Origin of the sequence: Halomonas maura, from assembly GCF_030409305.1 — a bacterium.
GTDB classification, from domain to species: Bacteria; Pseudomonadota; Gammaproteobacteria; order Pseudomonadales; family Halomonadaceae; genus Halomonas; species Halomonas maura.
Genome location: NZ_JAUFPQ010000016.1, coordinates 182,335 through 205,213, shown reverse-complemented (window position 1 = coordinate 205,213; position 22,879 = coordinate 182,335). Strand labels below are relative to the sequence as shown.

Annotated in this window: 15 protein-coding genes; 5 read left to right on the top strand and 10 right to left on the bottom strand. The window is 69.4% G+C overall.

Annotated features, from left to right (window positions below):
- Window positions 1-43: 43 nt before the first annotated feature.
- On the bottom strand, window positions 44-577 hold the full coding sequence (locus QWY76_RS10095; RefSeq protein ID WP_290311054.1) for a quinone oxidoreductase family protein: 534 nt from the start codon (window positions 575-577) through the stop codon (window positions 44-46).
- A 94-nt stretch (window positions 578-671) separates the two neighbouring features.
- Here QWY76_RS10095 and QWY76_RS10090 point away from each other — a divergent pair, with 94 nt between their 5' ends.
- A complete protein-coding gene (locus QWY76_RS10090; protein WP_290311053.1) occupies window positions 672-1,634 on the top strand; it encodes a LysR family transcriptional regulator in 963 nt (320 codons plus the stop codon).
- Between the two features lie 188 nt (window positions 1,635-1,822).
- Here the strand turns inward: QWY76_RS10090 and QWY76_RS10085 are convergent, their stop codons facing one another.
- Genes QWY76_RS10085 through QWY76_RS10075 form a run of 3 tightly spaced genes read right to left on the bottom strand, consistent with a single transcriptional unit; the run spans window position 1,823 to window position 6,849 of the window.
- Window positions 1,823-5,722, bottom strand: coding sequence for an ATP-binding protein (locus QWY76_RS10085; protein ID WP_290311052.1), 3,900 nt, complete (start codon window positions 5,720-5,722; stop codon window positions 1,823-1,825).
- A 32-nt stretch (window positions 5,723-5,754) separates the two neighbouring features.
- Complete coding sequence (locus tag QWY76_RS10080; RefSeq protein ID WP_290311051.1) at window positions 5,755-6,390, bottom strand: MiaE family protein; 636 nt, start codon at window positions 6,388-6,390, stop codon at window positions 5,755-5,757.
- A gap of 24 nt (window positions 6,391-6,414) precedes the next feature.
- Window positions 6,415-6,849: a DUF1289 domain-containing protein gene (locus QWY76_RS10075; RefSeq protein ID WP_290311050.1), complete on the bottom strand. Its 435-nt coding sequence runs from the start codon at window positions 6,847-6,849 to the stop codon at window positions 6,415-6,417.
- Window positions 6,850-7,087: 238 nt separating this feature from the next.
- Here QWY76_RS10075 and acnB point away from each other — a divergent pair, with 238 nt between their 5' ends.
- The 3 genes from acnB (at window position 7,088) to QWY76_RS10060 (ending at window position 12,327) form a co-directional block, all read left to right on the top strand.
- Window positions 7,088-9,688: a bifunctional aconitate hydratase 2/2-methylisocitrate dehydratase gene (gene acnB, locus QWY76_RS10070; protein ID WP_290311049.1), complete on the top strand. Its 2,601-nt coding sequence runs from the start codon at window positions 7,088-7,090 to the stop codon at window positions 9,686-9,688.
- Window positions 9,689-9,886: 198 nt separating this feature from the next.
- On the top strand, window positions 9,887-10,372 hold the full coding sequence (rraA, locus tag QWY76_RS10065; protein ID WP_290311048.1) for a ribonuclease E activity regulator RraA: 486 nt from the start codon (window positions 9,887-9,889) through the stop codon (window positions 10,370-10,372).
- 71 nt (window positions 10,373-10,443) lie between these two features.
- On the top strand, window positions 10,444-12,327 hold the full coding sequence (locus QWY76_RS10060) for a glycerophosphodiester phosphodiesterase (protein ID WP_290311047.1): 1,884 nt from the start codon (window positions 10,444-10,446) through the stop codon (window positions 12,325-12,327).
- Window positions 12,328-12,335: 8 nt separating this feature from the next.
- Here the strand turns inward: QWY76_RS10060 and QWY76_RS10055 are convergent, their stop codons facing one another.
- From QWY76_RS10055 to ppsA, 5 genes are all read right to left on the bottom strand, one after another.
- Complete coding sequence (locus tag QWY76_RS10055) at window positions 12,336-14,165, bottom strand: gamma-glutamyltransferase family protein (protein ID WP_290311046.1); 1,830 nt, start codon at window positions 14,163-14,165, stop codon at window positions 12,336-12,338.
- Between the two features lie 57 nt (window positions 14,166-14,222).
- Window positions 14,223-14,645 carry a hypothetical protein gene (locus QWY76_RS10050; RefSeq protein ID WP_290311045.1) on the bottom strand — a complete coding sequence of 141 codons (423 nt, stop codon included), beginning with the start codon at window positions 14,643-14,645 and terminating at the stop codon, window positions 14,223-14,225.
- 52 nt (window positions 14,646-14,697) lie between these two features.
- A complete protein-coding gene (locus QWY76_RS10045; RefSeq protein WP_290311044.1) occupies window positions 14,698-15,474 on the bottom strand; it encodes a universal stress protein in 777 nt (258 codons plus the stop codon).
- Window positions 15,461-17,869, bottom strand: a complete 2,409-nt coding sequence (locus tag QWY76_RS10040; protein ID WP_290311043.1) for a Lon protease family protein — start codon at window positions 17,867-17,869, stop codon at window positions 15,461-15,463. Before QWY76_RS10040 ends, QWY76_RS10045 begins: the two co-directional genes overlap by 14 nt.
- 179 nt (window positions 17,870-18,048) lie before the next feature.
- On the bottom strand, window positions 18,049-20,421 hold the full coding sequence (ppsA, locus tag QWY76_RS10035; protein ID WP_290311042.1) for a phosphoenolpyruvate synthase: 2,373 nt from the start codon (window positions 20,419-20,421) through the stop codon (window positions 18,049-18,051).
- A gap of 240 nt (window positions 20,422-20,661) precedes the next feature.
- On the opposite strand from ppsA, the gene ppsR reads away from it, so the two are divergent.
- A complete protein-coding gene (ppsR, locus tag QWY76_RS10030) occupies window positions 20,662-21,495 on the top strand; it encodes a posphoenolpyruvate synthetase regulatory kinase/phosphorylase PpsR (RefSeq protein WP_290311041.1) in 834 nt (277 codons plus the stop codon).
- Here the strand turns inward: ppsR and QWY76_RS10025 are convergent.
- Complete coding sequence (locus QWY76_RS10025; protein WP_290311040.1) at window positions 21,492-22,697, bottom strand: CaiB/BaiF CoA transferase family protein; 1,206 nt, start codon at window positions 22,695-22,697, stop codon at window positions 21,492-21,494. The genes ppsR and QWY76_RS10025 overlap by 4 nt on opposite strands.
- Window positions 22,698-22,879 lie beyond the last annotated feature (182 nt).

The following is a 22,879-nucleotide window of genomic DNA, read 5'->3' as shown; positions in this document are numbered from 1 at the left end:
GGGTCGCACCTCCAATTGTCCGGGTAGGTTCCGGATGAACAACCTACCGAGAGATCACACCTAGGCCACCGCCAGCGCCGAAGATCAGCACCGACTCGCCTTCACAAAGGCCTAGTACGCTGTCGAGGCCAAGCAGCGCAGTAATCGCATCCACTGGCATGGCGCCGGCTTCCTCGACACTCAGCCCGTCAGGGATGGGGACAACGTGGTCAGCAACGACAGCGACGTATTCGGCATAAAAGCCACCCTTGGGATTGATGTGGCGATCGGCATAGACACGATCGCCCTCACGGAAGCGTGTGACGTCAGCTCCCACGGCAGCCACGGTGCCCGCACCTTCGAAGCCGATCACGTAAGGGAAGGTCGGCTCGACGCCGTAACGCTCGCGGAACAGCTGATGGAAGGCCCCTTCGCGCTCCCACGGATCCCATACGCCGACGCCGATGGCTTCCAGACGGATCAACACCTCATCGGAGTCGATATCGGGTACGGGAAGGGTCTGCCGGGTGAGTACCTCAGGGCCGCCGAACCGATCGATGGCAACGGCTTGCATGGTCTTCTGAGTCTGGAAAGGCATGGCAATCTCGGTGGCGTCAGGGGTTTGAATCCTTACCGTATCCGACGCACAATCAATCTGAAATATGAATTTATGGATATGATTTTTCCGAAAAATGCATAAATCAGATGTCACACTGGAACGCATTCGCAGCTTCGTACGGGTCGCCCAACGCGGGAGCCTGTCGGCGGTGGCGCGTGAGCTGGAAATCGGCCAGTCGACGATCTCACGGCATCTGCGGGAACTTGAGGAGGCCGTCGGCGTGCCCCTGCTCAGCCGCACCACCCGACGTGTCACGCTGACGGAGGAAGGCGCTCGCTACTATGCCAGCAGCATGCAGATCCTGAGGCTTGTGGAACAGGCCAACGACGAGGCGCGCGGCACACGCGGAGCCGCAGCAGGCACGATCCGTATATCGTGCACGGCAGCCTTCGGCGTTCTGCATCTCAGCCGGCTGATCTTCGACTTTCAGGATCAGTATCCCGATATCGGCATCGACCTGAACTTCACGGATGAACGGGTCGACCTGGTGCGAGAGGGCGTGGATATCGCCCTGCGCCTGGGGCCACTCACCGACAGCTCCATGAAGCTGCGAGCGGTCGGCGAATGTACGCGCCTGTTGGTGGCCGCACCGGAGTACCTGGCAATGCGGCAGACGCCGACTGCTCCCAGGGATCTCGCCCAGCATGAGGGCATCCGCATGTCGAATGTCGCGGGGAGCGATACGCTAGACTTGGAAGACCCGAGTGGCCAGCGCTACGCAGTGTCATTGGGCGGACGCTTTCGGGTGGATCATGGACTCGCTGCACGCGAGGCCTTCGTCGCCGGACGCGGCATTGGCCCCGCCCACCTATGGCTAGTCGAAGACCTCCTGGCCACCGGCCAGCTCAAGACAATCCTGCCGAACTACTCACTACCGACAGTCCCCTTGAACATGCTGATCGTCCCCGAACGCGCCAACATCGCGCGGGTTCGACTACTGGTCGACTTCCTCGTCGAGCAGATTGGCCGGATCCGGGGAGTGGAGAGGCCGCATTCGCGGCACAGGGTACCGGGTGGGCTTCGACGGCAAGAGTGAGGCAGCGGGGTTCCGTGCCACCGAGCAGGGTTTCGAGGGCATGCACGGGCCGGCGCACCGACTCGCCGCGCGAAAATAGCCGGCCGCCGGACTCGGCTATGCTCATCGCGCTCTAACGAGCGCTCCCTCAGGGGTTCCGTGCCACCAGGCAGGGGTCTGTGGGAGCGACGCTTGGTCCTGGATGAAGCTTAGTCCTCGACGTCGGCGGTATGCGGCAGGCGCTTGTCGAGCAGCGTCCGCCAGCGCACCAGCACCGGCGCATCGCTGTGGCTGACCTTGCCGAGCAGCGCGCGGAAGGCCTCCCGAGCCGCCTCGTCGTCGGGGTCGACCAGGGTCAGCCAGGCCTCCAGGGCACACAGCTCCTGGTGGAGGTTGCCATCGTCGCGGGCCTGCTGCAGGGCCTGGTCGCTCAACGCCCGCACTTCCTCGGCGGGGTGGCCGAGGCGATGCCGCACCCGGGCCAGCTGGATCGCCAGCTCGGGCACGAACAGGGTCGTGCGCTCCCGGGCGATCATCAGGCACTGATCGAGATAGTCCTCGACGCGGGCCAGTTCGCCCAGCGACATGCAGGCATCGACCAGCCACAGCGCCGGCCGCTGGTGGGGATCGCGGCCGGTGACCTCGGCGAGCTCCTCCAGGGCGGCCGTGATGCGCGTCAGCCCTTCGCGATCCCCGGACAGGGCTCGCTGCCAACCCAGCACGGTGCGCGCCGAGACCTGCCAGAGGTGCAGGTCCGGCGTCCCGGTGATCTCGAAGGCCCGCTCGGCGCGATTGGCCGCCAGGTGCACGTGGCCCACCTGCCGGTACAGGGAGGCGGCATACATCAGTGCCATGGCCAGGCTGCCGGGATGGTTGATCTGCTCGGCGAGACGGATCGCCGACTCCACCTGCTGCTCGGCACGCCGGTAGTCGCCGCGCAGGCACAGGGCCCAGCCCTGGAAGCAGGCGGCGGACACCTGAGGGTGATCGGAGAACGGCAGCCACTCGATCATCATCGACACGTTGAGCGGATCGATCTCCTCGAGATGCTCATAGGCCTGCTGGATGCGCCCCGCCCAGTACTCGCAGCTGGCCCGGGCGAAGTCGGCCAGGCGACGGTAGCGGGGATCCTCGAGCCGCTCCGCCAGGTCGGCCAGCCGCGCGGCCAGCAGGAAGGCATCGGCGTGGGCGTTGCGCTGGCTGCACCCCACCCACAGGCCCCACTTGACCAGGAAGGCCTGCTCCAGGTCCACGCTGTCCTCCGGCGCCTCCTCGGCACTGCTCAACAGCTCCCGGGCCCGCACGAAGCTCTCGTGGGCGGTGGGCGAGCCGTGCCCCTCGAGGGCGAAGGCCGCCTGGCCACGCACCGTGTGCAGGCTGATCTCGCGCTCCTGCTGCCCCTCCACGTGGCGCAGGCTGGCCAGGCCGAAGTCGGCCATGCGCAGCGCCGTGCGATTGGCGCTGACCTTGAGCGCCTCCCGAGCCGCCAGCTCGAAGTAGCGGGCACCGCGGGCATAGTGGCCGCTTCGCCGCAGGTGGGTGGCGAAATCCCCCGGATGGCGACTGATCCATACCGGGAAGCGCTCCTCGATCAGCCCGACCACCTGCCGGTGGATACTGACCCGCACGTCGCGGGGACAGGACAGGTAGGCCGCCTCCTGGAGCAGCTGATGAGTGAACTGGTACTCGCGGCCCTCCTCGGCGTCCTCGGCCGGCTCGATGATCTCCAGGCGACACATCTGCTCGAGGGCCGCGGTCAGCCGGGCCATCTCCCAGCCGCTGCATTCGGCCAGGAAATCCAGCCGGAAGCGCCGCCCCAGCACCGCGGCCACGTGGGCCACCTCGCGGTCGGCATCCAGCTGATCGATGCGGCTGGCCAGCAGGCCGAGCAGGCCGCGAGGCAGCTCGTCCAGCTGGACGCTGCGTCCCTCGCGGCGATCCATGTCGACGCGGCGGCAGATCTCCTGGAGGTACAGCGGCACGCCGTCGCAGCGCTCGATGATCTGGCTGCGCAGCCGCGGGCTGAGATGCAGCCGGTAGCGCCGGGCCAGCTGGGTGAGCAGCCGCGAGGCCTGCATGGGATCGAGGCGCCCGAGGGTGATCTGCTGGTCCCAGTCGAGTCGCGTCGGGAGGGCCTCCCGGCCGTGGTGGCTGGCCACCAGCAGCAAGGGACAGTTGATCGGCAGGCGCGCCTGGAGACCGGCCAGCACCTTGAAGGAGGGCTCGTCGAGCCACTGCAGGTCGTCGATCATCAGCACCAGGGTGCGCTCGGCGGTCAGCGCAGCGATCAGCCGGTGCAGCAGCCCGACCACCAGTTCCACGGCCTCGCCGCTCTTGGCCAGGGCCGCCAGCTCGCGAGGCTCGCGGACCCCCAGGGCCTCTTCCAGCAGCAGCCGATGATCGTCGTCCAGCGCCACGCCCTCGATCTCGTCCAGGACGTCGCCGCCGATGGCCCCGCCGAGGTGCCAGCGCAGCAGCTGGCGCGCCACCCCGTAGGGCTCCTGCACCGACAGGCGGGTGGTGGGCTGCCAGCAGATCGCCGCCTCGCGGCTCTGCTCGAGCTGGCGGAAACCGACCAGCAGGGCCGACTTGCCGAGCCCCGAGGGGCCCCGCACCAGCACACTCTGCCGCAGCCCGATCCCGGCCCGAGCCAGGGCGTCGCGCAGCGTGCGCATCGCCGACTCGCGCCCCACCAGGCTCGGCGGCAGGGCCTCCCGACCGCCCTCGTTGGTACCCAGCACCAGCGCCCGCAGGCGCACCCGGCCATCACTGGCCACCAGCCGCGAGGAGAGCCGGGGCTGCAGGTCCAGGGCCGGCGGCATGTGCTGGCTGGCCTCCTGGGAGATCACCAGCTCGCTGCCCTCGGCCGCGCTCATCAGGTCCAGGGCGCCCTGGGTCACCTGGCCCAGCGGATCGACCAGGTGGCGTTCGGGCAGGTAGACGACCCGACCGCTGTTGAGCCCGGCATCGAGGGCGATCCGCGGCGGCTCGCCCTCGCCGTTCCAGTGCCGCTGGCACTCGTCGGGCAGCACGCGACGACAATGCTCGTAGAGGGCCACCAGCTCGGCGAGCTGGTGGGCCGGGCCATGGGTGCCGAAGCAGGCCAGGCCCAGGCCCCCGGTGGCACCGGGCAACCAGAAGCCGCCCAGGTGGTGGCACTGCTGTTCCAGCCAGCGCATCAGCTCGATCTGCAGCGCCAGGCAGGCCCGGGCCTCGCTGCGGGAAGAGAGGTCGGCGTCCAGGGTCAGGCGAATCGCCATCACCGAGAGCTGACGCTGCTCGATCTCGTCCTCGCGAAGCGGCGAGCTGTCGGGGGCCAGCACCCGGGAGAAGGCGCCGCTCGGCCCGGTGCTCTGCTCGGGCTTGCCGTCGGACCAGAAGCGCGCCAGCTGCAGGAAGGCCGGATCCGGCTGCTGGCCGGTCAACGCCAGCAGCTGCAGGTAGGCATTGTACTGCTCGTGGGCGGCGGCCAGCTGGCCGTGCTCGGCCAGTTGGCGCACCAGCCGCTCGTGGAAGGGGCCATAGCCGGAAAAACGGCTGACCAGCGCCTGCAGCAGGTTATCCGGCAGCGGTTCGTGCTGCTCGAGCACGGCCTCGGCGAAACGGATCACCCGCTGACGCCACTCGTTGCGGACCTGCACCAGCCAACGCTGGAAATCCGCGCAGGCGGAGAGCTGCAGCTCCTCGACGAGATCGCCCTGGTAGCAGCTCAGCACTGCCTCCAGACTCGACACCTCGGCCGGGGCCTCGAGCAGGGCCTGCAGCTCATGGAGATCGAAATGCCAGCTCTCGGGCAGCTTGAAGGCGATGGTCTGGCGGGAGACCGACAGCACCTGCTCGGCCTGCTCCCCCAGCGACTGACGCAGGCAGTGCAGGGCGTGGCGCAGGTTGGTGCGGCCGGACGACAGCCCCTGGTCCGGCCACAGCAGTTCGGCCAGGGTGGCCCGATTGACCGGCTGATCATGGAGCAGCAGGTAGACCAGCAACGCCTTGACCTTGTCGTAGCTGAAATGGGTCAGAGCATCGTCGCCCAGGGTCAGCGAGAAGTGACCGAAGAGGGCCAGGCGATCCTGGTCGTCATGGGTAACGGCGTCGGAAGCATCCCGCATGGTGATCGGCCCTGCTGGGCGGCGCGGCGGCTTCAGGCCGGTACGCCGCTGTGAAAACGAAATGCCGTGTCCGGCATGGTGATCAGTTCGGCCTCGCGTTCGGCGAGGAACGCGAGGCGCGCGTCGAGCGCCTCCGGGGCGAGCTGCCGTGCCAGCATCAGATAGTCCTCATAATGACGCCCTTCCGACTTAACCAGACCGCGATAGAACTTGGCAAGCTCGGCGTCGAGGTGCGGGATCAGGCGAGCGAAACGCTCACAGCTGCGCGCCTCGATCAGGGCCCCGATCAGCAGGATGTCGACCAGCCGCTGCGGCTCCTCGCCACGCACATGCCGGCGCAGTCCCTCGGCATAGCGCGACGCCGCGATCTGGCGGTAGACGATGCCCCGGGTCTCCATCAGCGTGATCACCTGCTCGAAATGCAGCAGCTCCTCCCGGGCCAACTGACACATCTTGGAGAGCAGCAGCGAATGGTCCACGTAACGGTGGATCAGGCTCATGGCGGTGGCGGCGGCCTTCTTCTCGCACTGGGCATGGTCGATCAGCAGCAGCTCGGGATTGGCGAGTGCCCAGGCGACCCAGGCATCGGGTGTGGCGCAGGGCAGGAAGTCGAGCAGCCCCGGGGGCAGAAGATCGTCGAGGTCAGGCGCGGCAAGCATCGCAGTCATGGGGAAGTCCGGCGGCTCAGGGGTTCAGGAGAGGGGCACGGCCGCATGCCGGCGCGCCTCGGCGGCGGCCATCAACTCGGTCGAGATCCGCGCATGCAGGGCCGCGGCGTCCAGTGGCTGCCGCGGTGCCAGGCCGTAGCGGGACAGGTCGCGGATCCGCCCGCGCCCCACCCGCAACAGCTCGACCGCCCGGGACAGCGGGGGCTGTTCGGCACGAAAGCGAATGCGATGGCGATGCAACTGGGCCTCCAGGGCCTCGGCATCCAGCACCACCAGGTGGCGCCCGGCCACCGCCGCGCGCAGCGCATCGAGCTCGGCCATGCGTCGCGCACGCTCCTCACCGGCCAGCGCCGGCCAGTCGCGGATCTCGCCATCCAGGCGTTGACAGCCCCGGCAGACGCGATCGCCCACCGTGGTCGAACAGAGCCCCACGCAGGGTGAGGTGACGCGCCCGGCCATGGTCCGTTCCTCTCCGTTGATTCGTCAACCATGGTAACGCGGCACGCCCGCGCTGGCACCCCGCAGACCGCCGCAGACCAAAGTTCAAGGGCCGCCGCAGCGGGCGTCCTTAACATTGTCGACAGTTTCTTCTAGAATTGCGCCACCGTTGACCGTGTCGATTCATGCGCCGAGCTGCCTCGTGCGACGGCCCCGTCGCGCGCCCGGCTCGGCTACCACAACCAATGAGGGCCACCACGTGCTTGAAGCCTATCGCCAACATGTCGAGGAGCGCGCCCAGGCGGGCGTTCCGCCGAAGCCGCTGAACGCCGAGCAGACGGCTGCCCTGGTCGAGCTGCTGAAGACCCCGCCGGCCGGCGAGGAAGAGGCCATCCTCGACCTGCTGACCAACCGCGTCCCGCCGGGCGTCGACGAGGCCGCCTACGTCAAGGCCGGCTTCCTCACCGCCATCGCCAAGGGCGAGGCCGAGTCGCCGCTGATCGACCGCGTCCATGCGGTCAAGCTGCTGGGCACCATGCAGGGCGGCTACAACATCGTCTCCCTGGTCGAGCTGCTGGACGACGAGGCGCTGGCCACCGAGGTCGGTGAACAGCTCAAGCATACCCTGCTGATGTTCGATGCCTTCCACGACGTGGAGGAGCGCGCCAAGGCAGGCAACGCCGTGGCCAAGGAGATCATCCAGTCCTGGGCCGAGGCCGAGTGGTTCCTCTCCCGGCCGGCGCTGGACGAGAAGATCACCCTGAGCGTGTTCAAGGTGCCCGGCGAGACCAACACCGACGACCTCTCCCCGGCCCCGGACGCCTGGTCGCGTCCCGACATCCCGCTGCATGCCAACGCGATGCTCAAGAACGAGCGCGACGGCATCGCCCCCGAGGCGCCCGGCGAGACCGGCCCGCTCAAGCAGATCGAGGACGTGAAGGCCAAGGGCTTCCCGGTCGCCTATGTCGGCGACGTGGTCGGCACCGGCTCCAGCCGCAAGTCCGCCACCAACTCCGTGCTGTGGTTCTTCGGCGACGACATCCCCAACGTGCCGAACAAGCGTGCCGGCGGCTTCTGCTTCGGCGGCAAGATCGCCCCGATCTTCTTCAACACCATGGAAGACTCCGGCGCCCTGCCCGTCGAGATGGACGTCGAGAAGCTCGAGATGGGCGACGTCATCGACGTCTACCCCTATGCGGGCAAGGTCTGCAAGCACGGCAGCGACGAGGTGCTGACCACCTTCGAGCTCAAGACCCAGCTGCTGCTCGACGAGGTGCGTGCCGGCGGCCGCATCCCGCTGATCATCGGCCGCGGCCTGACCGCCAAGGCCCGCGAGTCCCTGGGCCTCGAGCCCTCCGATGTCTTCCGCAAGCCGGAGCAGCCCGCCGACACCGGCAAGGGCTTCACCCTGGCCCAGAAGATGGTCGGCAAGGCCTGCGGCATGGACGGCGTGCGTCCGGGCATGTACTGCGAGCCGAAGATGACCACCGTGGGCTCCCAGGACACCACCGGCCCGATGACCCGCGACGAGCTCAAGGACCTGGCCTGCCTGGGCTTCCAGGCCGACCTGGTGATGCAGTCCTTCTGCCATACCAGCGCCTACCCCAAGCCGGTCGACGTGGAGACCCACCACACCCTGCCCGACTTCATCATGAACCGCGGCGGCGTCTCGCTGCGCCCGGGCGACGGCATCATCCACTCCTGGCTGAACCGCATGCTGCTGCCCGACACCGTGGGCACCGGCGGCGACTCCCACACCCGCTTTCCGATGGGCATCTCCTTCCCGGCCGGCTCCGGGCTGGTGGCCTTCGCCGCCGCCACCGGGGTGATGCCGCTGGACATGCCGGAATCGGTACTGGTGCGCTTCAAGGGCCAGCGTCAGCCCGGCGTCACCCTGCGTGACCTGGTCCACGCCATCCCCTACTACGCCATCCAGCAGGGCCTGCTGACCGTCGAGAAGTCCGGCAAGAAGAACGCCTTCTCCGGGCGGGTGCTGGAGATCGAGGGGCTCGAGGACCTCACCGTCGAGCAGGCCTTCGAGCTCTCCGACGCCTCCGCCGAGCGCTCCGCGGCCGGCTGCACCATTACCCTGGGCGAGGACTCGGTCGCCGAGTACCTGAAGTCCAACATCACCCTGCTCAAGTGGATGATCGCCAACGGCTACGGCGACAAGCGCACCATCGAGCGCCGCATCCTGGCCATGGAGGAGTGGCTGGCCAACCCGAGCCTGATGCGCGCCGACCAGGACGCCGAGTACGCCGAGGTCATCGAGATCGACCTCGACCAGCTCGCGGAGCCGGTGCTGTGCGCCCCCAACGACCCGGACGACGCCCGCCTGCTCTCCGAGGTGGCCGGCCAGTCCATCGACGAGGTGTTCATCGGATCGTGCATGACCAACATCGGCCACTTCCGCGCCGCCGGCAAGCTGCTCGAGAAGCAGCCCGCCGGCAGCCTGAAGACCAAGCTTTGGCTGGCCCCGCCGACCAAGATGGACCAGCACCAGCTGACCGAGGAAGGCTACTACGGCATCTACGGCCGCGCCGGGGCGCGCATGGAGATGCCCGGCTGCTCGCTGTGCATGGGCAACCAGGCCCGCGTCGCCGCCAAGAGCACCGTGGTCTCCACCTCCACCCGCAACTTCCCCAACCGCCTGGGCGATGGCGCCGATGTCTTCCTGGCCTCGGCCGAGCTGGCCGCCGTCGCCGCGGTGGAAGGTCGCCTGCCCTCCGTCGAGGAGTACCGGCGCTACATGGGTGAGTTCGACGCCATGGCCGGCGAGATCTATCGCTACATGAACTTCCACGAGATCGAGGAGTTCCAGAAGGCCGCCTCGAACGTGATTCCGGTGGCCGAGGCCTGAGCCAGAGCCCACCCTTCGACTCCGATGCTCGCACCATCGAAGGCCCGCCGCCCCGCGGCGCGGCCGGAGCCGATGACCGAAGCGCCCCGTCCGGGGCGCTTTTTTTATGCCGGCCCGACCGGGCACCACCAAGGAGGGATGGCCTTCGCCGGCCGCTATGGCATCATCGAGGCCTCATTCCGAGACGAGGACGCTGCCATGTCCCCCATCGTGACTCCCGATATCTGCGACGCCTATCCGGAGGTCGCGGTCCTCGAGCCGCTGTTCGTCAACTTCGGTGGCGTGGAGGCCTTCTGCGGGCCGGTGCGCACCGTGAAGTGCTTCGAGGACAACTCCCTGGTCAAGCAGGCCGTCGACGAGCCCGGCGACGGGGCCGTGCTGGTCGTCGATGCCGGCGGCTCGACCCGCTGCGCGATGCTCGGCGACATGCTGGCCGAGCAGGCCGCCGGCAACGGCTGGGCGGGCGTGATCCTGTACGGTTGCGTGCGCGACGTGGACATCCTGGCCGAGACCGAGCTCGGCATCCAGGCCCTGGCCGCCCATCCGCGCAAGAGCGAGAAGCGCGGCGAGGGCCAGCGGGATCTCCCGGTCGGCTTCGCCGGGGTGACGATCACCCCCGGCCAGTGGCTCTATGCCGACAACAACGGCATCCTGGTGGCCGACGAGCGCCTGACGCTGCCGTGAGCGTCCGAGGCATTGCCCAGGCGCCCCGGTCGGTGCCACCCTGAGGGCATGACCTCGTCTCGGCGGTGTTCATGCTGGCCCTGCCACGACTGACCGGCGATGTGCTGCGCAGCCTGCGCGAGCACCTGCGCCCGCTCGTCGCCTATCACCTGTTCTTCACGCTGCTGGCCTCCAGCCTGCTGCTGCCGGCGGCGGGCTGGGCCCTGGCCCATCTGCTCGGGCACTTCGGGCGGCCGCTGCTCTCCCCGGGGGCCCTGCTCGAGATCCTGCTGACCCCCGGCGGCCAGGCGTGGCTGCTGGCCGCCCTGGGGGTCATCTTCCTGCTGCTCTACCTGCAGCAGGCCGGCATGACCCTGGTCGCGGTGCGCCCGCGGGACCATCACGTCCGCCTGGCCTTCGAGGCCCTCTGGGGCTGTCTGAGGCGGCTGCCGGCACTGTGCGGCCTGGTCGTCCTGCAGGTCGGCAGCCAGCTGCTGCTGTCGCTGCCGCTGGTGCTGGCCCTGGTGGGCCTGCACGGCCTCATCCTGGGTCACCTGGACCCCTACTACGTCCAGCAGGTGCGCCCGCCGGCGTTCTGGGGCTTCCTGGCCGCCGCCCTGCCACTGGTGCTGCTCTGGGCGGTAGCGGCCGCCACCCTCTACACCCGCTGGCACCTGGCCCTGCCGGTGCTGATCCTCGAGGAGGCGTCTCCGCGTCGCGCCCTGGCCCGCAGCGTCGCCCTGACCCGCGGCCGCGGGCACGACATCGCCCTGTCGATCCTGGTGCTGCTGGCGGTGATCCTCGCCCTGCCGCTCGCGGCGAGCGCCGCCTTCGATGCCCTCTTCACGCCCCTGCTCGGCAACCTGCCCGACCGCCAGGCGGTACTGGTCCCCGCCATGCTCGGCTACGTGGGACTCTACGTGCTGGTCACGCTGGCCATCACCTTCCTCGGCATCGCGGCCAACGCCCTGATGGGGGCCTGCCTCTACCTGCGCCTGGCCCATCGCGAGCCCAGGCCGCCGGCGCCACCCCCCGACGCCCATCCGGGCCGGCTGGCCTGGGCCGTGGAGCTGGCGGTGGTGCTGTTCGCGATCGGCCAGGCCTGGTTGATCGTCAATCGCTTCGAACTGCGCGAGGAGGTGGCGATCATCGCCCATCGCGGGAGTTCGCTGAAGGCCCCGGAGAATACCCTGGCGGCCATCGACCAGGCCATCGTCGACGGTGCCGATCTCATCGAGGTCGATGCCCGCCTGACCGCCGACGCGCAGGTGGTCCTCCATCACGACAGCAGCCTGGCACGGCTCGGCGGCGATGCGCGGCGCATCGCCGACCTCGAGCGTGCCCGCCTCGCCGAGGTGGACGTGGGCCGCTGGTTCGGCGCGCCCTTCGTGGGGACCCGGATTCCCGGCCTCGACGAGGCGCTGGTGCGGGTACGCGGTCGCGCCGGGCTGATGATCGAGCTCAAGCCCTCGTCGGGGGACGGCGCGACCCTGGTGCGACGGGTGCTCGACGTCCTGGCCGAGGAACGTGCGGCCCGCCTGGCCTGCCGCGAGCGAGCGCCCGACGGCATCCAGCGCGCCGCCTGCGGCGAGCCCGATGTGCTGACGCAGGTGGCGCTGGCGACCCAGGCCTACCCGCTGCTCGCCGAGATCGAGCGCCAGGCCCCCCGCGCCCGGACCATCCTGCTGGCCCAGCTGGTGATGCGCGGCACCCTGCCGCGCCGGGGCTTCGATGCCCTGGCCCTGCGCCACAACCGGATCGACGCGGACGAGGTCCGCCGCGCCCACCACTATGGCTACCGACTCCACGCCTGGACCATCAACGACCCGACGCGCATGTCGCGGCTGATCGACCTCGGCGTGGACGGCATCATCACCGACCGGCCGGACCGGCTGGCGGCGCTGATCACCGAACGCCACCGCCTCGGCGATGGCGCCCTGATGCTGGTCAAGCTGCGCAACTGGCTGCGGGGATGACGGCCAGGTCAGTCACCACTCGCGGTGCCGTCCCCTCGCGGGTCGCTGGCCCCGACCAGGCCATCGTCGGTGCGTCGCAGGACCTGCAGGCCGCTGGGCAGCGCACCGGCCTCGACGTCATGCCCACGCTCGGCGAGGGCCGCGTGGACCGCCTGGGGGTAGCCGTCCGCCTCGAGGCTGACCACCCCGTCACGGGTGACCACATGCGGCAGGCCGATGGCCGTGGCCGGGTCGAGCCGCCAGTCCAGCAGGGCCACCAGGGTCTTCGCGAGGTAGTGGACGATGGCGTCGCCGCCGGCGGCCCCCAGGCTCGCCACCAGGTCACCGCTTTCCCGGTCGAGGACCAGGGTCGGGCTCATGCTCGAGCGCGGTCGCTTGCCGGCGGCGACCCGATTGGCGAACGGGGTGCCCTGGTCATCCGCCGGCCGAAAGGCGAAATCCGCCAGCCCGCTGTTGAGCAGGTAGCCCCCGGCCTTGCCGGTGCCCCCGTCTGCCAGCAGCCGGGCCCCGAACGCCTGTCCGAGGGAGGTGGTCATGGCCACGGCCTGCCCGTCGCCATCGATGACGCTGACGTGGCTCGTGCCACGCTCCGGCTGGACGGGCTGCATCGCCCGGGCACTCTTCAGCGGGCCCGGATTGCCCGCCAGCGCCCGGTCATCGCCCATGCGCTGCTCGCCGATGAGGCCGGCGCGATGAGCCAGGTAATCGTCGGCCAGCAGCGTCGACCAGTCGCCGGCCGGCGGATCGACGAAGCCCGGGTCGGCGATGTAGCGGTTGCGGTCGGCGAGGGCCAGTCGCGAGGCCTCGACGAAGCGGTGCAGCCAGGCTGCCGTGGGCCGCTCCTTCTCCAGCGGCGCCTCCAGCGGAGATAGCTGGGCGAGCGTGCCGAGGACCTGCATGACGGAGAGATGACCGGAGGACGGCGGGGGGAAGCCGCAGACACGCCAGCGCCGCCAGGGGACACAGAGCGGCTCGCGCTGCTTGGCGACATAGGTGGCGAGGTCCTCGAGGCTCAGCGCGCCGGGCAACTCAGGATGCCCCTGGACCCGGGCCACCAGGTCCTCGGCGACCGCACCGGTATACAGCGCCGAACTGCCCTGTTCGGCAACCAGCTCGAGGATCGCCGCCAGGGCGGGGTTGGTCAGCGTGTCCCCGGCCGCCAGGGGCTCGCCGTCGTCGGTGAAGTAGAGGGCGGCCACCGCACCGTCGTCGGCGAGCTCGGCGGCCGCCACCAGTTCGTGGTTCAAGCGGTGGCTTACCGGAACCCCCTGCGCGGCCAGCGTGATGGCCGGCGCGACGAGGCTCGCCCAGGCCAGGCGACCATGGGCGTCGTGGGCCACCTCCAGCATTCTCAGCATGCCCGGCACGCCGACGGCACGGCCGCTGGAGGCGGCCACGGGAAAGGCCAGCGGCTCGCCCTCCCCGTCCATGAACAACGTCTCCTCCACGCCCGAGGGAGCGCTCTCCCGACCGTCGAAGGCCCGCACCTGCTCCCCGTCATAGAGCATCAGGAAGCCGCCCCCGCCGATGCCCGTCGACTGGGGCTGCACCAGGGTCAACACCAACTGCGCGGCGACGGCGGCATCGATGGCCGCGCCACCGGCCGCGAGGACCTGGTGGCCGGCATCGGTGGCCAGCGGGTGCGGGGTGACGATGGCGAAGGACTCGGCGGTCACGCCGGGCGGGGCACCCTCGTCGGCGGCCGGGTCGGGAAGGGCGTCGGGGCGCTGGTACTGGAACGACGACTCGGCCTCGCCCGGCGGTGGCACCAGCACCAGCAGGACGCCCAGGGCCGCCAGCCCCAGGCGTCGGCCGAATGGCGGAGGGTGTCTGTCCATGGTCTCGGCTCCCGTGACGAACCCGATCGAGTTCCCCCCAGCATAGGCGATGCCGGCTCAACGCCGACATCGCCAGGCCGCCACCAGGCCCAGCAGTGACAGCCCGATCAGGCCGGCGGCGGTCCAGCCGAGGCCCTCGACCAGCCGGTGGAAGGCGCCGGGCGCCGTGTGGTCGCGGGCGGTCATGCCATGGGCCGCCAGCCGGCAGCCGCCATACAGCAGCAGGGTCACCAGGCCCAGGGGCAGCGCCGAGCCCAGCGGCGCCAGGGCGCGGGTGAGACGCCAGGGGCGTGACGGGGTCGGCCGGCGCGCGGCGCGAGTGGCATTGCCGCCCCGCCGGGGCTTGGCGGCGGAGCGCGACGGCGCGGCCCGCCGGCGGCCCAGGCGACCGAACAGCCAGCGACCGGTCCGCCACAGCCCCCAGCCCAGGGTGAAGGAGACCGACAGCGCCAGGCCGCCCATCACCAGGAAATACGTCATGGAAGCAGTCCTAGCAGGCATGGAGGCCGACATGATGCCAAAAGTCGCCGGCTCAGGGCACCACGACGACCGGCATGGCCAGACGGGACAGCCAGTCGGGATCCTCGGCGAGCAAGCCGCGAAGCTCGTCACGATGCAGCAGCAGCGCACCGCCGCGGCACACCGCCAGCCGGCGCATCAGCGTGGCCGCGTCGCGGCGGGGAATCGGCTCCGTGCCGTCGAAGAGCGTCGACAACGGCGAAGGGACCGAGGGTGCGTCGCCAGAGGCCGGATCCACCAGCACCCGTAGCGGGCCCGGCGCCGCCGGTCCCCCCTCCTCGTCCCAGACAACCACCGGACAGGGGGCGGAGAGGATCAGCCCCAGGCTGGTGGTGCCCAGTCGCGCGCCGAAGCGAGCGGCCGGTCCGGCCTTGCCGAGCAGCATGATGTCCCCGGGAGTGGCGAGGGACAACGCCTCGGGAATCACCCGGCCTCGGCTGATCTGCAGCGAATGCCGGAGCCGCCTACCGGCCACGGCGAGTTCCAGCGCCTGGCTGACCCGCTCCGCCTGGCGTGCCAGGCTCGCCTCTAGCTGGGGGGCGGTGAGGCGACGCACCTGTCCGGAATGGCCCCCCACTTCCCGGGCGAAGGGAAAGGCGACGCTGTGCAACAGGTCCTGGTCCTCGACGTAGACCGCGACCAGCTCGGCTCCCTGTCGCTCGGCGAGACGCACGGCGACGGACAACGCCGCCAGGCTGTGTCGGGAAGCATCGAGCAGGGCGAGCACCCGCACCACGGCCATGGCGATGTCGCCTTCCGCGCCGGCCTGACGTCCCTCATGCTCGACCATCGGCGTCTCCCTGTTGTCGGTCGCCGCTATTGCCGTTACCGCCATCGCCGGGCGTGGCGGGGCGCGAACGGCTGCGCCGGACGGCCTCGCGGAACGCCCTCAGGCGCTCGGCGACCCGGTCATCCAGCGAGCGGTTCTTCTCTGCGGCCTCGGTCAGCAGCTCCAGCGCCTCGTCGACATGGCGGACGGCGTAGAGCCGGAATGCGCCCGACGCCACGGCCTCGCGCACCTCGCCGTTCAGCATCAGGTGCTCGACGTTGGCGGCCGGCAGGATCACCGCCTGCCCCGCCAGCGCGCCGCGGGCCTGGCAGAGCTCGAAGAAGCCCTCGACCTTCTCGTTGACGCCGCCCACCGCCTGGACCTCGCCATGCTGGTTGATGGACCCGGTCACGGCGAAGGCCTGATCGAGCGGTATCCGGGCGATGGCGGAGACCAGCGCACAGGCCTCGGCCACCGAGGCGCTGTCCCCTTCCACCCCGCCGTAGGACTGCTCGAAGGCCAGGCTCGCGGACAGCGACAGCGGCTCGTCGCCGGCATAGCGATTGGCGAGGTAACGCGACAGGATCATCACCGCCTTGGAATGGATGGGCCCGCCCATCTTGGCCTCGCGCTCGATGTCCACCACCTGGCCATTGCCGGGGCGGGCGGTGGCGGTGATGCGGATCGGCTGCCCGAAGCCGAGATTCGTCCGCTGCATCACCGTCAGGCCGTTGACCTGGCCGACCCGGGTTCCCTGGGTGTCGATCAGCAGGCTGCCGCGGATGATCGCCTCCTGGCCACGCTCGCGGATCCGGCCGGCCCTGTGGCGCTGCTCGGTCACGGCGCGTTCCACGGCGTCGCGACCGATCACGTCCCGACCCGCGATCTCGGCCCAGTGGTCGGCCTCCACCAGCAGGTCGTGCAGGTCGCGATGGTGGGCGGTGAGTTTGCGCTGGTCACCGGCCAGGCGGCCGGCCCGCTCGATCACCGCGGCCACGCCTTCCGGATCCAGGGGGCGCAGGCGTTCCTCCTGGACGAGCATGGCCACCATGCGCGCATAGAGATCGAGCTTGCCGGTGTCGCGGTCGAAGGCGTCGTCCAGGTCGGCCTGGACCTTGAACAGCTCCAGGAAGTCCGGGTCATGCTCGCAGAGCAGGTAGTAGAGCAGGCGATCGCCCAGCAGGACGACCTTGATATCCAGCGGCACCGGTTCGGGCTCGAGGGTCAGGGTGCTGATCAGCCCATAGGCCTGTTCGAGGGACTCGGTGCGGATCTGTTCGGCGTCCAGCACCCGCTTGAGGGTCTCCCAGGCCCCGGGCTGGGTCAGCAGGCCGCGCACCTCCAGCACCAGGTAACCGCCGTTGGCGCGATGCAGGGCCCCGGCACGGATCAGGCGGTAGTCGGTGAGCAGGGTGCCGTTGTGCACCTGATGCTCGATCCGCCCCACCAGGTGCTGATGGCTGGGCAGGTCCTGAAAGACCACCGGTGCGCCCTCGGTATCGCCGTGGTCCACCAGCAGGTTGATGCCCAACCGGCTGAACACCGCCTCGGGCGGCACTTCGGGGTGGTCGGCATGGAAGGCATCGACATGCTGGAGGATCGAGCGGCGGATGCCCGTCAGATGGGCCAGCACGCCATCATGATCCGCGTAGCGTTCCTCCAGCTCGCCCAGGGGGGCGCCGATGGCGGACTGCAGCATCTCCTCGTTGAGGGCATTGACCTGCTCGCGCAGAGACTTGGCCAGCTTGGGCATCTGGCGGATCGCCTTGGTCAGCTTCTCCTGCAGCATCTCCACGGTGCGTTCGATGCGCTCGCGTTCCTCCTGCTCCAGGGCCTGGTAGGCATCCGGCGACATCATCTCGCCGTTCTCGTCGGCGGGGGCGAAGGTGAAGCCGCTGGGTGTCGAGAGCAGCAGGATGGCGTGCTCCCTGGCCTCGCGGCGCACCGACTCCACGGCATCCCGCTGCCGCTCCCCCATCGCCTGCTTCAGCTCATGGAGGCGATTCTGGTACTCGTCGCTCTCGAACAGCGCCGGGATGGCACTTCCCAGTTCCTCGATCAGCCGCTCGATATCGCCGCGCAATTGCCGCCCCAGGCCAGGCGGCAGACATAGCAGCACGGGGCTGGCGGGATCGTCGAAATTGTTGAGGTAGCACAGGTCCGGCGGCACCGAGGCCTCGGCGGCGCGGGCCTCGAGGAAGCGCGTGACAAGGCGACGCAGGCCGTGTCCGGCCGGGCCCAGCACGTAGAGGTTGAAGCCCTGATGCCGGACGCCCGTGCCCAGGATCAGCGCCTGCCGGGCGCGATCCTGGCCCCCGATCAGGTCCAGGGGGTCGAGGTCGCTGGTCAGCGCGAAGTCGAAACTCTCGCTCGGGCAGCGCCGGAACACCGCCTCCACCGTCAAGGGGTCCACCATGGCCTGTCTCCTGTGCCGATACGTCCAGTATGGAGGATGGCACCGCGACCCGCCTGAGCCGGGTCATGGTCACCGCGATCGACGCAGGATGGCGTGGCGCCGGGCGATCCCGGGCGCCAGACGACGACACCCGGGCAGGGCCCGGGTGTCGCGGTCAGGAGGGTGGCAGCGAGGCCGGCTCAGCCCAGCTTTTCACCGGCCAGCATGAACCAGGTCTCGAGCACCGCATCGGGATTCAGGGATACCGAGTCGATGCCCTGCTCCATCAGCCACTTGGCGAGATCGGGGTGGTCGGACGGCCCCTGGCCGCAGATGCCCACGTACTTGCCCTGGGCCTTGCAGGCCTGGATGGCCATGGACAGCAGCTTCTTGACCGCCGGATTCCGCTCCTCGAAGAGGTGCGCGACGATGCCGGAGTCCCGGTCGAGCCCCAGGGTCAGCTGGGTGAGGTCGTTGGAGCCGATAGAGAAGCCATCGAAGTACTCGAGGAACTCGTCGGCCAGCAGGGCATTGGCCGGCAGCTCGCACATCATGATGACCTTCAGGCCGTCCTGCCCCCGTTCCAGGCCGTTGGCCGCGAGCAGCTCGACCACCTCGCGGGCCTCGTCGGTGGTGCGCACGAAGGGCACCATGATCTCGACGTTGTTCAGCCCCATCTCGTCGCGGACGCGCTTCAGCGCCCGGCACTCGAGCTCGAAGCAGGGGCGGAAGGCGTCGGAGATGTAGCGCGAGGCCCCCCGGAAGCCGAGCATGGGGTTCTCTTCGCCGGGCTCGTAGAGCTTGCCGCCGATCAGGTTCTCGTACTCGTTGGACTTGAAGTCCGAGAGGCGCACGATGACCCGCTGCGGATAGAAGGAGGCCGCCAGGGTGGAGATCCCTTCCACCAGCTTGTCGACATAGAAGCTGACCGGGTCGGTATAGCCCGCGGTGCGCAGGTCGATGGTCTGCTGCAGGTCGGCCGGCAGGGTGTCGTACTCGAGCAGCGCCTTGGGATGCACGCCGATCATGCGGTTGATGATGAACTCCAGGCGGGCCAGGCCGACACCGGCGTTGGGCAGGCCGGCGAAGCCGAAGGCGCGGTCCGGGTTGCCCACGTTCATCATGATCTTGAACGGGATCTCGGGCATGGCATCGACGCTGGTGACGTTGCGATCGAACTCGAGCAGGCCGTCGTAGACATGGCCGGTGTCGCCCTCGGCGCAGGACACGGTGACGTCGCGGCCGTCGGCCAGGGCTTCGGTGGCGTCACCACAGCCAACCACCGCCGGGATGCCCAGCTCGCGGGCGATGATCGCCGCGTGGCAGGTGCGACCGCCGCGGTTGGTGACGATCGCCGAGGCTCGCTTCATGATCGGCTCCCAGTCCGGGTCGGTCATGTCGGTGACCAGCACATCGCCGGCATGGACCTTGTCCATGTCGTCCGGCGAGAACACGACCTTGACGGTGCCGCGGCCGATGCGCTGACCGATGGCGCGGCCGGTGACCAGGGTGCGCCCCTTCTCCTTGAGCTGGAAGCGCTCGAGCTTGCCGCCCTCCTGCTGGGAGACCACCGTCTCGGGACGCGCCTGGACGATGTAGAGGCTGCCGTCGTCGCCGTCCAGCGCCCACTCGATGTCCATGGGCCGGCCATAGTGCTCCTCGATGGTCATCGCCTGGCGGGCCAGGGCCATGACCTGCTCATCGTCGATGCAGAAGCGGGCGCGGTCGGCCAGCGGCACGTCGACGGTCTCCACCGACTTGCCGGCGCTGGCATCATCGGTGTAGATCATCTTGATCAGCTTGGAACCCAGGTTGCGGCGCAGCACCGCCGGGCGGCCGGCGGCCAGGGTCGGCTTGTGGACGTAGAACTCGTCGGGATTCACCGCGCCCTGCACCACCGTCTCGCCCAGGCCCCAGGAGGCGGTGACGAAGACCGCATCGCGGTAGCCGGACTCGGTATCCAGGGTGAACATCACGCCGGCGGAGCCGGTCTCGGAGCGCACCATCTTCTGCACGCCGGCGGACAGCGCCACGTTCTCGTGGGCGTAGCCGCGATGCACCCGATAGGAGATCGCCCGGTCGTTGAACAGCGAGGCGAACACCTCGTGGACGGCGCGCTTGATGTTGTCGAAGCCCTCGATGTTGAGGAAGGTCTCCTGCTGGCCGGCGAAGGAGGCGTCCGGCAGGTCCTCGGCGGTGGCCGAGCTGCGCACCGCCACCTTGAGGTTGGGGTGCCGGGCCAGCAGCTGCTCGTAGCTGTCGCGCAGGGCCTGCTCGAAGGCCGGGGGCAGCGGGGTATCGATCACCCACTGGCGGATCTGGGCACCGACCCGGGACAGCTCGGCGACGTCATCCACGTCCAGGGTGGCGAGCGCCTGGTTGATGCGGTCGTTGAGCCCCTCGTGGGACAGGAATTCGCGGTAGGCATCCGCCGTGGTGGCGAAGCCACCGGGAACGGTGACGCCGGCACCGGCGAGATTGGAGATCATCTCGCCGAGGGAGGCATTCTTGCCCCCCACCCGCTCGACATCGTCCATGCCCAACTGATCGAACCACAGAATGTAATTGTCCACGTGAGACCCCCTTGGGTGGCGTCGCCGGGAACCCTTGGCGCGCCGTCATGACTGGATGCTGGCGACTCTACCAGCGGCGATCCATATTCGCCATTGGTCTAACATCGAAGTCACTGGAGGTTTTTTACAACATCGGCCCGGATGGGGCGATTCCTGTAGTCAGCCCCTGTGCCACGGCTTGTGCCAGGGTCGATCAGGCTCGACAATGGAGGCCTTCCCACTGCCTGAGCGCCCCCCGCCATGCCCCGTACCGCCTTCTTCATCTCCGACGGCACCGGCATCACCGCCGAGAGCCTGGGCCGCAGCCTGCTGGCCCAGTTCGAGAACGTCGAGATCCGCATGCTCACCAAGCCCTATATCGACAGCATCGAGAAGGCCCGGGGGCTGGTCGAGATCATCGAGGGCGCGGCGGTCAAGGATGGCGAGACGCCGATCATCATCGACACCATCGTCGACCAGGACGTGCGCGACGTGATCCGCGATGCGCCGGGCTTCAAGGTGGACATCTTCTCCACCTTCCTCAAGCCCCTGGAGCAGGAGCTGGCCACCCACTCCTCCTACAGTGTGGGTCGCACCCACGCCATCGGCAGCGATGACGTCTACATGGACCGTATCCACTCGGTGCATTTCGCCCTGGACAACGACGACGGGGCCCGCACCCACCAGTACAGCCAGGCCGACCTCATCCTGGTGGGGGTGTCGCGCTGCGGCAAGACGCCCTCCTCGCTCTACCTGGCGCTGCAGTTCGGCATTCGTGCCGCCAACTATCCGCTCACCGAGGACGACCAGGACGAGGACGGCAACCTCAAGCTGCCCAAGGCGCTGGAACCACACCGCCAAAAGCTGTTCGGCCTGACCATCGACCCGCGACGGCTGGCGGCGATCCGCCACGAGCGCCGCCCCAACAGCCGCTACAGTTCCATCGACCAGTGCGTGCAGGAGGTCCAGCAGGCCGAGGCCCTGTATCGGCGCATGCATATCCCCTTCATCGATACCACGCGCTTCTCGGTGGAGGAGATCTCCACCCGGATGATCGCCGAGACCGGCATCAACCGGCGCTTCTCCCCCCGCTAGCGCACGATGCCCTGGCGCCGCAGGCGCGCGATCTGCTCGGCGGACAGCCCGAGCTCGGCCAGCACGGCATCGCTGTCCTGGCCCAGCTCGGGGGGCGGCGCCTCGCTGGTCGCGCTCGCGCCGTCGAAGCGCAGGGGGTTGGCCACCTGGGGGATCCGCCGCTCCCCGTCCGTCACTTCCCGACACAGGCCGCGGTGGCGCACCTGGGGGTCGGCGAAGACCTCGGTGAGGGTGTTGATGGGGCCGGCGGGAATGCCCCTCGCCTCGAGCTCGGCGAGCCAGGCGTCCCGGCCCCGGGCCAGCAAGGCCTCGGCGATCCTCGGCACCAGCACCTCGCGGTTGCCGACCCGGGCGGCGTTGGTGGCATAGGCCGGGTCCTCGGCCCAGTCGGGGTGACCGAGCAGGTCCGCGAGTCGCGCGAACTGGGCATCGTTGCCCACCGTCAGCACCAGATGGCCGTCGGCACAGGCGAAGGCCTGATAGGGCACGATGTTGGGGTGGGCATTGCCATGGCGCCGGGGATCCTGCCCGGAGACCAGGGCATTAAGCGCCTGGTTGGCCAGGGTGGCCAGCTGGACGTCGAGCAGCGCCACGTCGATATGGCGCCCCTGGCCGGTCCGGCGGCGCTCATGGAGCGCGGCCAGCACCCCGATGGCGGCATACAGCCCGGTCATCACGTCGGTGATCGCCACGCCGGTCTTCATGGGCATGCCGTCCGGCTCGCCGGTCAGGCTCATCAGCCCTCCCATGGCCTGGATCATGAAGTCATAGCCGGCGCGGTGGGCGTAGGGGCCGTCCTGGCCGAAGCCGGTGATGGAACAGGCGATCAGTCGCGGGTTGCGCTCGCGCAGGCGGGCCGGGTCGAGGCCGTAGCGGGCCAGGCCGCCGACCTTGAAGTTCTCGAGCAGCACGTCGGCCCCGGCGGCCAGTTCGCGGACCAGCGCCTGGCCGTCCGGGGTGGCGATATCCACGCCCAGCGACTGCTTGCCGCGGTTGGCGCAGAGGTAGTAGGCCGCCTGGCGTTCGGCATCGCCCGCGCCCTCCAGCCAGGGCGGCCCCCAGCCCCGGGTGTCGTCGCCGCGCTCGGGGTGCTCGATCTTGATCACCCGGGCGCCCAGGTCCGCCAGCAGCTGGCCGGCCCAGGGGCCGGCCAGTACCCGCGACATGTCCAGCACCACCACGCCGTCCAGTGGTCCACTCATCTTGACTCCTCGCTCACTCGGGGCTGATTCGGCGACAAGCCCCGAAGTGTCGGACCATCGACGAGGCGCTGTGGATACCTCCCTGTACGCTACCGACGCCCTGCGGCGCTCTCGCGTCCCGCTGCGCTTGCCGGTCCGGTGCTGGCCATCCCTGGCCAGCCCGTTCGGAGGAATCCTCCTCA